This is a genomic window from Rhodopirellula baltica SH 1, assembly GCF_000196115.1.
GTDB lineage: Bacteria > Planctomycetota > Planctomycetia > Pirellulales > Pirellulaceae > Rhodopirellula > Rhodopirellula baltica.
Window position 1 is genome coordinate 3,408,777 of sequence record NC_005027.1, and the last position, 10,622, is coordinate 3,419,398.

Sequence of the window (10,622 nt, forward strand, 5' to 3'; positions counted from 1 at the left end):
CCGGATCTGCCGTGAACCCTTTTAAATCAAACCGCCTTGCTCGTCGGCACCAATTGCGTTTGGCGATCGAGAACCTCGAATCGCGTCAACTTCTGGCCGCCGGACCTTATGCTCCCGCCGCGAACGAAGTTGGCTCAACGGCTATTGATCGCGAATCACCTGCGATCGTTGGATGGGCCACCGGAGTCGCGGAATACAACGCGGGTGATGAAGTGGATGCTGTATGGCAGGACTCATCAAAGGCCCTCGGGCCCGCCGAAGGGCAATCGGGTAGCATCGTATCGCTGGGTCGATCTGGAACACTGACGCTGACGTTTGACGATCCCATTCGAGACGGATTGGGGTTTGACTTCGCGGTGTTTGAGAACTCGTTCTCCGACACCTTTCTCGAACTGGGCTACGTGGAGGTCTCATCGGACGGAGTCAACTTCGTTCGGTTTGAGAGCGATTCACGCACCGACTCGGCTGTCCCCGCATTTGGTTCGATTGACCCGACCAACCTGAATAATCTCGCTGGTAAATATCGTGGCGGATTCGGCACGCCGTTTGACTTGCAAGAACTTCGCGGCAGTGCTGGTCTCGATGTCACGGCCATCACGCACGTGAAGCTGGTCGACATCTTCGGCGATGGCTCATCACTCGATGGACAAGGCGATCCGATCTACGACCCGACTCCCACCGTCGGCAGTGCGGGATTGGATGTCGATGGCGTCGCGGTGTTGCACGCGAAAGAGACGGGCTCGGCGACAGTCGACTTCGAATCTTTGGGCGGCACGCTTGGTGCATCGAACTTCTCGAATCAAGCACCCGATGGTTTTGCAGAAGACGAATTACTGCTCAACAATGACTACGACGCCTTGTACGGAAGTTGGCAGGGATGGTCGATTTCCAAAGCGACGGACACCGGCACGGCTGGATTCTCTAATCAATACAGTGCCTTCACAGGCGAAGGACACGATGGATCCGAAGCTTATGCGGTTGGGTTCTATTCGGAGTTCGCCGAGGCAGAAAACCGTCCCACCATTCAATTGGATCCAGAGGTCGGATCGCAGTTTGATTCGTTGTGGATCACGAACACTACCTACACAGCTCTTTCAATGAGCGAGGGGGATCAGTTCGCGAAGAAGTTTGGTGGCACCAGCGGCACGGACCCTGACTTTTTCGAGATCGACATTCATGGACTCAATGCGGTGGGCGATTCAATCGGAATCGTGACTGTTGCCCTCGCTGATTTCCGTTTCGCGAATTCTGCCGACGATTTCATTGTGGACGAATGGGTTCATGTCGATTTGTCTTCGCTACAGAACGCTCAAGCACTTCAATTTCAAGTTCGCTCATCCGACGTCGGCGACTTCGGAATCAACACGCCAACCTACTTCGCTGTCGACGATGTGGTTCTGCGACGACCTCAAGTTGCATTGGATTTGGCAGACACGGACTTACTTGAGTCTGAATCGATGACGGGCCGCGTCTCGCGACCGACGCTGGACAGCAGTTCGCCGATGACGGTTTCGATCGCCAGCTCGGACAGCTCACTGGTTAGCCTTCCGGCTCAAATCACGATCCCAGCGGGGACCGACTACGCCGAATTCACCATCTCGACCATCAACGATGATCTGGCCGGACCGGACCGGCAGATCAGCCTGACCGCCACAGCGGACCTGCAGGCCCCACGCATTCGTGAGCTGAAAGTTATCGACGACGATGCGACGGGATTGGCATTCTCAACCAACTCCATCCAGCTAACCGAAGGCGAGTCCGCAACCACACTCACCCTTCGCCGCAACGATTTAGACATCTCGGCGCCGCTGGCCGTTACGCTTTCCGTGACACCCGAGTCACGTCTGAACTACCCCGCATCAGTGAGCTTCCCTGCTGGCCAGCGTGAGGTTCCGGTCACGGTGTCAATCACCGACGACGCAAAGTATTCGCCGACTCAGACCACTGAACTGGTCGCCAGCGCTGATGGTCGCACCGATTCGGTTGTCGCCGTCGAACTACTCGACGATGACTTGCGATCGTTGACCGCAACTGGACCTGCCGCTTCGTTAGACGAAGCCAATCCGGATCAAACCATCACCGCGATCATCCGACGCAATGACGCCTCGCTTGACGATCCGATGACAGTCTCATTGACCAATCCGAATCCAAGCTTGTTAACGCTGCCATCATCGATCGTGATTCCGTCGGGGTTTGATTCCGTCGAAGTAACGATCGGTGTTCTTGCCAATGAAATACTGAATGCCGGCAGTAACTTCACTGTTGTGGCCACTCATGCGAACGCGACAAATGCGGAGTTTGATGTCTCGGTAGTTGACGACGAAGAACCCACCTTCGATTTGGCTCTTCTCGATTCAAACGGCAACACACTCGACGAAGTCACGGAAGGTCAATCTGTGCGACTGTCCGTCACTCGCCCCGGCACAATCGTCGACGAATCCATCACTGTGACGCTCAGCCAATCGCTTGATGGGCGCATTGATGGTCCGGTCGAGCTCACCATTCCTGCAGGCACTTCGTCAGCAGAAGTGACCTGGATCGTGCAAGCCGACCAGACTCTGACGGGCAACTTGGAATGGGTCATCGAAGCAAGCACCCCGGGCTATGGAACCGCGAAATTGGAAGCGGTTGTGTTGGATTCTGATTCGCCATCACTGACGCTGACGGGGCCGACCGAATTGCTCTCGGAAACCAACGCCATATCGGTCGGCGACTTTGAGTTGCTTGGGCAATCTTTGGCAAACGATGAATTTGTCAACAACGCCGGTCCATCAGGCATGTTTGTCGATGGCGAACTTTCCATTGGAAACTCATTCAGTAACGCCTTTGGTTTCGATAGCTGGTCCGGTTTCGCGATCAGCCGTGGCACGGACACAACGACACCGGGCTTTTTCAATCAGTATTCTGCGATTACCGGCGAAGGCGATCGTGAATCGAACACTTACGCCATCGGTTTCAATGGAGCCGAAACGGTCATTCGACGCTCCGGCAACTCGCGTCCTTTTGAATCCATCGCAGTCACGAATACGACCTACGCAGCATTGTCGATGCTCAACGGCGACGCCTTTGCAAAACGCTTCGGCGGCGAGTCAGGCGACGATCCTGACACGTTCGTTTTGACGATCATTGGCAAGAATGACAGCGGCGAATCGGTCGGTGAAATCGAATTCCACCTTGCGGACTATCGAGCCGAGGACAGCTCGCTGGACTACGTCGTTGACGAATGGACCACCGTCGACTTGACTTCGATCGGAGCCGCAACCGAACTGCACTTTGAGCTGGCCTCCACTGATGTCGGCCAATACGGAATGAACACACCCGGCTACTTTGCGATTGATGACGTGAAGCTCGCAGCAGCGAGCGATGGCTTGCCCCAAATCACCGTCCAACGTCAAACGCTAGATGACAGCGAATCGCTCGAAATTGGCCTGACCTCGGATCGCACCGATGTTCTTCTTCCCGAGACCGTTGTCATTCCTGCGGGGCAGAGCAGCGTGACCGTTCCGATCCAGTTGATCGACGACTTGCTAGCCGAAGGAGACCAAGCCGTTCAAATCACAGCGTCAGCAAGCGGCTTTGAACCGCAAACCATCGTTTTGACAGTTGAAGACGACGACTCCCACGTGCTGACAGTCACCCATGATTCGAACGAAGCACTGAATGAATCGACGAGCGTCGTCGTTGATATCGAAGATGCCGGTACAAGTTTGGATGCGGAATCATTCGACAACGGCTCGAACCTTTCCGGCAAAATTGAGTCCGGACCGCTTGAGTTTCCCAACTCATACAACGAACAATTCGGTTCCTGGAGTGGTTGGGCAGCATCCAATGTGACGGACGTAGCAACGACCGGCTACGGAAACCAGTACGCTGCCTACTCCAATTTGGACGCCGACCAACCCGGCGGTGGTGAAGCTTCCGACACGTTCTTGATCGGGGCGGGCAGTGGTACTTCAGCCCCTAGCGTCGCGCTACCGGAAACCCTGGACGACGCAAGGTTTGGTTCCATCGCTATCACGAATAGCACCTACGCCGCCCTATCGATGCTGGAAGGCGACAGTTTCGCGAAGCAATTCGGCGGAGAAACTGGCGACGACCCTGACTATTTCTTGCTGACGATTGTCGGATTGACCTCATCGGGTGAGACCGTTGGTACGATCGACTTTTACCTCGCCGACTACCGCTTCGAAGACAACTCGCTGGACTACATCGTCGATGAATGGACCACCATCGATCTGACTTCGTTGGAAGGCGCCTCGCAACTGCGATTCGATCTGTCTTCGTCAGACGTCGGCGATTACGGAATGATCACTCCAGCCTACTTTGCTGCTGACAATGTCGTCCTGGATCAAGTGCCGACATCTCCGACTTCCGTTGTGGTTCACCGGAACGACGCGGACCTATCGTCATCTCTTTCGGTCACATTTGAATCCGATGATCCGCGATTCGCGATCGATACTCCGATTGAAATCCCTGCCGGGTCCGACTCGGTTCGAGTTCCTGTGTCGATCTTGAATGACCGAATGGTCAATTCGGACGGCACCGCGACTTTGACATTTTCGGCGGATAATTATGACATTGGCATCGTGGGAGTTTTCGTTCAGGATGACGAAATTCCTGGAATCGAGATCATTCGCCTGCAGTCTCCTGCGGAGGTCGCTGAAGGAGAAACGGTCGATTTGCACCAAGTGCGTCTGACAGAAAGACCGGAATCCGACGTAACGATATCGATTGAGGCTGTCATTGATTCGAGCGATGCCAGCGAGCAACTGTCGCTCAGCTCCTCAACTTTAACGTTCACCCCCGAGAACTGGGACGCTCCGCAAACAATCGCTGCTTCCGCCAACGTGGACTTTGCGCAAGAGCTGGACCAAACCGTTCAATTGACCTTCGAAGTCGATGCAGGTCTCAGTGATTCTGGCTATGCGGACGTTGCTACCGAGCGAGAAACCTTCACTCTTGTCGACTATCAGCCGTCTGACTTGAATTTGGCAGTTGAAGAAGGCGAACTCGTTTTGCGTGACAACCGTGACGATGTCGTTTGGATGAAGAACGACTTGAATGACGGGTTCAACCTCGTTCTCAATTCTCAAGACCAAACTTTGGCAATTGGTTCTCTCGCCAGTGCGACTGGATTGGTAACGATCGAACTGGGTGGCGGGAACGACCAAGTCACGCTCGATACAACTTGGTTCACTTCCATTGACGGCGGAGAAGGATTCGATCGTTTGGTCCTTCAGCCGGGGGATAGCGTTAGGAACAACAACGATCCGCAGGAAATCGACCTAGCCGACTGGTTACAAAATCGCGTGGTCGGTTTTGAGGAGTTTGTTTTGGGTGCATCTGGCTCCGCTAATCCCCTGACATACCAATTGGACTCCGAACGTCTGAATGCGTTGTTGGGAGAGACCTCTCCGACAATCACGAGCATTGGAAGTCAAAACTTGAGACTCACCGGCAGCTGGCAACTTGGAGTCCCCATCGTAGGGGACGGACTGGTTCGCCAACGTTTGGTCTCCGACGACATCGAAGTCCATGTGATCACCAGCACTCCGTGGCAAAACGCGATCCGAAGCGAGGATGTCAACGCCAATGGCGAAGTGACAGCACTCGATGCATTGACGGTCATCAACCGCCTCAACTCCGGCGAATCCAATGAGTTGTCGCCCCCCAACGATCCGAATGAGCTGATTGGTCGATTTTACGATGTCTCCGGTGATGGACGTGTGTCTGCACTGGATGCTCTAAAAGTGATCAACTATCTGAACGGTGACGCCGCGTCTGGAGAGCCAATCACCGCGTCTCCAGACATCTCGCTCGCTCCGACCAGTGGTGAAATGCCCACGCCATCTGCACCAAGTGCAACCGGATCGAGCTCTGACCTACGGAGTGAAGTGTTCGCATCGATCGTCGACGGCCAGGACCTGTTCGACTCCACCTCCGATCTGCCATGGGTTGGATCCAATTCGAGCGAGCTATCCTCGGACCGGATTGATCAATTGTGGGGCGAGCAAGGTTACGATTCTGATGAAGAATCGGCGTCGTCTGAGAATGTCGACTTCTCCAATTCCCTCAAGTTGCTGGGCGACCGAGCATGATCGAAGAGACCAATACTCCGCGGTCGCCCTGCATTGGGGTTTGCCAAGTGGACCAGCAACGATTGTGTGTCGGTTGTTCCCGAACTTTGGGGGAGATTGGCCGATGGTCGATTGCATCTCCCGCAGAAAAACGTTCCATTCTTGTGTTGGTACGCCAGCGGCGAGCCGCTCAAGCTCCGTCAATCCAAACAGTGCCTAGCCAAGCCAATTCGTGAAGCCGCGTCACATGACGCTGCTCGGCCTGTTGGCCGCCTCATTTCCGTACCTTTGACTTTCCTGATTGAGTGTTCCTGTGAATCCAAATAACAACCTGCAACGTTTTGCTATCGTCCTTGGCATGATCGGCGTCGCCGTCGCATCTCGCTTGCTCCCACACCCACCGAACTTCACTCCTCTAGCGGCAATGTGCCTGTTTGCCGGTGCGGTGACGATCTCGCCACGGATGATGGCCGCCGCTGTGATCGTTGCGATGCTGGTCAGCGATGCCGTGCTCGGATTCCACTCTCTGATGCCCGTTGTCTATGGCTGCCTTCTGGCAAACTTTGTCATCGGTCGCAAACTTGTCGGTGCGAATGCGAACGCGATGAAAGTCGTTGCCGGTTCGCTAGTTGGTAGCGCTTTGTTTTTCCTGGTCACCAACTTCGCCGTTTGGGTCGCGTTCTATCCCTCGACGTTGACAGGATTGGCCGCCTGCTTCACTGCTGCGATCCCCTTCTTCCAATACACCCTTGCGGGAGACATGGTTTACAGCGGTTTGTTCTTCGGCGTCTACGCATTGTCGACGAGCGGATTGACCGTTACCCAAGGCAAACTTCAGCAAGTTAGAGTTCCCGTACGAGTTGGCGAATAGTCTCGTCTAGCCTGGACACTCCGCCGAACTGGAATCCGAGTGATTCCAGTTTGGCAGATGACATTTCGCGTCCAGACGACTTGGGTTCGCCCAAAATTTTTGCTCGAGCCCCCGTGATCGCCATGACTCGCTCGGCTACTTCGTGCTCCGAGAAGAACCGGTCGCAGCAATTATAAGTTTCTCCGCTGATTGCTTGGTCAGTCGCGAGCAAAGTCGATATCGCGGCGGCGACGTCTGCGACATGAACGACCTTGCCGCCACCTTCGGCCTGAACAGATTCGCCTCGAGCCACTGACTGGATCAGCTCGTACCACTTCGAATCTTCGACGGGATCTTCAACTCCGTAGATGGAAACCGGCCGTAGCGTTGCCACAATGAGCCTGCCAGAACTGCCATAGGCATGGACCATTGTCTCCATGGAAGCCTTGCACGCACCGTACAGCGAACCCGGTCGCAACGGATGCTGTTCGTCCAAAGGAATGCCGTCGACGACGTTTTGGTGCACGGCCCCCGACGAAACGAAAACGAACCGATCGACCGCCTGGGAACAAGCCGTTTCAAGAAGCGAGATCGACCCCATCAGGTTGGTTTGGATGTAGTCGAGTGGCTTTTCCGGAACACTCATAAAACTGTCGCCCTCACGAGCCAGGGCGGTATGAACCACGGCGTCGCAACCAGAAACCAATTGCTCGATTGACCGTCGATTATCCAGCTCACCTTGGACCCAATCGACGCCCTCCAACTGCGGGGGATCGTTCCTGCGGGTCCATCCTCGAACTGAATGACCGTTCCGTAGCAGGTCAGAAACGACGTGTTGACCCAAAAAACCGGTTGCGCCGGTGACTGCGACAAGCATCAGAAAACCCGAAATGCGAAAATGAACCCACTTACAAGCCGCTAGCGTTCCCACAGGGCACGCAAAACGCTTTTTGACTAGTTGACTTTCAAAAGGATCGTTAGAACGTGGGCTTCCGCCTGAAACGTTTATCCATTGAAAGCTGTCCTTTGTCTTCCACCGCATCCCCTTCTCAAGACGCCGGCACCGATACCTCGAGCAACACCGCCGTTCGAGATGAGATCCGAAATGTCGTCATCATCGCTCACGTTGACCACGGGAAAACCACACTGGTGGATTGTCTGCTGCGGCAAAGTGGACAGTATCGCGATGCGGAACTCAAAGGAGAACGGATTCTGGATTCGAACGACATCGAAAAAGAACGCGGAATCACCATTCTGTCGAAGAACATCGCGGTTCACTACCGCGGTGTGAAAATCAATTTGATCGACACTCCTGGTCACGCGGACTTCGGGGGCGAAGTCGAACGTGTTGTCCAAATGGCCGATGGTGCATTGGTGCTCGTCGATGCCGCAGAAGGCCCGATGCCACAAACTCGGTTCGTGCTTGAAAAAGCACTGCAAGCCGGCGTCAAGCCGATCGTTGTGGTGAACAAGGTGGACCGCCCCGACGGCCGTCCTCCCGAAGCCCTCGATGAAGCTCTCGAACTGCTAGCGGATCTGGGTGGAGAAGAACAACTCGACAGTGCTGCTTACGTCTTTGCAAGTGCCAAAGAAGGTTACGCGACTGACGATCCAGCAAAACCAACCGAAGACATGCGTCCTCTCTTGGACCTGCTGGTTGACCATTTGCCTGGTCCGACGGTCGATACCAAGTCCGATTTTCAGATGATGGTCACCACTCTGGATTGGAGCGAATACGTCGGCCGGATCGCCGTCGGCCGCGTCAATGCGGGAACGATTCAAACGGGCCAAGCGGTGGACGTTCACACGATCGACTCCTCGGGAAACCCAATCGTTCGAAAAATCAAAGCATCAGGCCTTTACGTTTTCGACAAACTCGGCCGGGTTCCTGCTGAATCCGCCGGAGCAGGCGACCTGATTGCACTCGAAGGTCTTGATGACGTCGAAATCGGCGACACGATCACCGCGCCCGAAACAGGCAAAGCTCTGCCGAGACTGAAAGTCGATGAACCGACTTTGGAAATGGTCTTCAGCGTCAACTCATCGCCATTGGCTGGACGTGAAGGCAAGTACGTCACGACCCGTCAGATCAAAGCTCGCTTGGAGAAAGAACTCGAACGCAACGTCGCTCTCCGAGTTTCAATGATTGAAGGCACCGAAGCGTATGCCGTCGCAGGACGTGGTGTTCTTCACTTGGCCGTGTTGATCGAAACCATGCGTCGCGAAGGTTACGAACTGAGCGTCGGAAAACCTCGCGTGGTCTTCAAAGAGATCGACGGCAAAAAGCACGAACCATTCGAAACCCTTCGCGTGGAAGTTCCAACCGAGGTAATGGGTCCGGTCATGGAACTCGTCGGTTTGCGTCGCGGCCAACTGGAAGAGATGAAGCAACGTGGCGAATACAGCCTATTGCGATTCATCGTTCCGTCACGCGGTCTGATTGGCTTGCGTACCCGATTGCTCAACGCAACTCGCGGAACCGCCATCATCCACCACCGTTTTGAAAGCTATCGTATGGTCGAAGGCGATGTGCCTCGTCGAGCCAACGGTGTTCTGATCTCGATGGTTGGCGGTAAAACCATGCCATTCGCCCTGTTCGCTTTGCAGGATCGGGCTGAGCTGTTCGTTCCGCCGAGCACCGAGGTTTACGAAGGAATGATCGTTGGCGAAAACGCTCGCGAAAACGACATGACAGTGAACCCCTGTCGCGAAAAGAAGCTGACCAATATGCGTGCTAGCGGCAGTGATGAAAACGTCATCCTGAAGCCACCACGTGACATGTCGCTGGAAGCTGCCCTTGAGTACATCGAGGACGACGAACTGGTTGAGGTAACTCCGGAATCGATTCGCTTGCGCAAGATTTTGCTGAAGGAATCGGATCGTCGTCGGCAAGGCCGAAACGGCTGATCCTGATCGATGCAGTTGCTTCTAGTTCGACACGCGGAAAGCGAGAACAACGCGAAACCGGTTCAAAATCGCGTTTGCGATCCGAGCATCACAGCCCGAGGTCGCTTGCAAGCTGATTGTTTGGGCAAATGGATGTCTGGACTGGCGATCGATCAGTTGATCACCAGTCCATTCCTCCGCACCCTCGAAACAACTCGGTCCATTCTTCAACACGCTCACGCTCCGCCACGCCGATATCCGGTCTCAGTCTGGCATGACGTTTTCGAAAATGGCGGCTGTTACCATGGCCATCATGAAAAGAACTTCGCCGGTGCCTCTGGACTCAGCGCGTCTGCAATCGAGTCGTTCTTCCAAGAGATTGCTGCTCAGTTCCCTGACCGTGAACCGCCTCCTCTGACGCTGGATCCGGAGATTGACGAATCGGGCTGGTGGGGCGGAAAGAATCGCGAGCTTCCCGAAGAGATGCAAGCACGCTCTCAGGCGGTGATCAAACGTTTTGAACAAACATTCTCGCAACAGCCCGGTGTGGAGCCACTTGGTGAACAAGAGAATCCAGTCGTGGTACTGATCGCTCACGCCGATTTCTTGCGCGAGATGCTTTCGCAAATGTTGGCGGGACGTGTGGCGATGGATGCCATTGGACCGATCCCCAACACCTCGATCACTTCCCTACAATGGTCAGCGACGGGCTGGAAGTTGACATCCCTCAACAGTGTCACGCACTTGCCACCGAGACTCATCACAGGTCATCAAGCGATGCTTTCTTAAACTTCGTTTTTCCTTGGTGA

6 protein-coding genes are annotated in these 10,622 nt (G+C 54.8%); 5 read left to right on the forward strand and 1 reads right to left on the reverse strand.

The window, feature by feature from the left end; genetic code table 11:
* The first annotated feature begins 11 nt into the window (after window positions 1-11).
* The 3 genes from RB_RS13170 (at window position 12) to RB_RS13180 (ending at window position 6,948) form a co-directional block, all read left to right on the forward strand.
* Window positions 12-6,098 (forward strand): DUF4465 domain-containing protein, encoded by a 6,087-nt coding sequence (locus tag RB_RS13170; RefSeq protein ID WP_011120931.1) that lies wholly within the window; start codon window positions 12-14, stop codon window positions 6,096-6,098.
* A complete protein-coding gene (locus RB_RS13175) occupies window positions 6,095-6,313 on the forward strand; it encodes a DUF1289 domain-containing protein (protein WP_164921972.1) in 219 nt (72 codons plus the stop codon). Before RB_RS13170 ends, RB_RS13175 begins: the two co-directional genes overlap by 4 nt.
* Before the next feature lie 77 nt (window positions 6,314-6,390).
* Window positions 6,391-6,948 (forward strand): DUF6580 family putative transport protein, encoded by a 558-nt coding sequence (locus RB_RS13180; protein WP_164921973.1) that lies wholly within the window; start codon window positions 6,391-6,393, stop codon window positions 6,946-6,948.
* Here the strand turns inward: RB_RS13180 and RB_RS13185 are convergent.
* Window positions 6,920-7,969: an NAD-dependent epimerase/dehydratase family protein gene (locus RB_RS13185; protein WP_164921974.1), complete on the reverse strand. Its 1,050-nt coding sequence runs from the start codon at window positions 7,967-7,969 to the stop codon at window positions 6,920-6,922. The genes RB_RS13180 and RB_RS13185 overlap by 29 nt on opposite strands.
* Between RB_RS13185 and typA the strand changes: the two genes are divergently transcribed.
* Both typA and RB_RS13195 read left to right on the forward strand, forming a co-directional pair.
* On the forward strand, window positions 7,954-9,834 hold the full coding sequence (gene typA / locus RB_RS13190; RefSeq protein ID WP_007324768.1) for a translational GTPase TypA: 1,881 nt from the start codon (window positions 7,954-7,956) through the stop codon (window positions 9,832-9,834). The two genes, RB_RS13185 and typA, sit on opposite strands and share 16 nt — an antisense overlap.
* A gap of 9 nt (window positions 9,835-9,843) precedes the next feature.
* A complete protein-coding gene (locus RB_RS13195) occupies window positions 9,844-10,602 on the forward strand; it encodes a histidine phosphatase family protein (protein WP_011120936.1) in 759 nt (252 codons plus the stop codon).
* The last annotated feature ends 20 nt before the right edge of the window (window positions 10,603-10,622 follow it).

Bases quoted from the DNA above. Each gene is read 5' to 3' on its own strand.
- RB_RS13195 (WP_011120936.1), top strand. From the start codon at position 9,844: ATGCAGTTGCTTCTAGTTCGACACGCGGAAAGCGAGAACAACGCGAAA.
- RB_RS13175 (WP_164921972.1), top strand. From the start codon at position 6,095: ATGATCGAAGAGACCAATACTCCGCGGTCGCCCTGCATTGGGGTTTGC.
- RB_RS13185 (WP_164921974.1), bottom strand. From the start codon at position 7,969: ATGCGGTGGAAGACAAAGGACAGCTTTCAATGGATAAACGTTTCAGGC.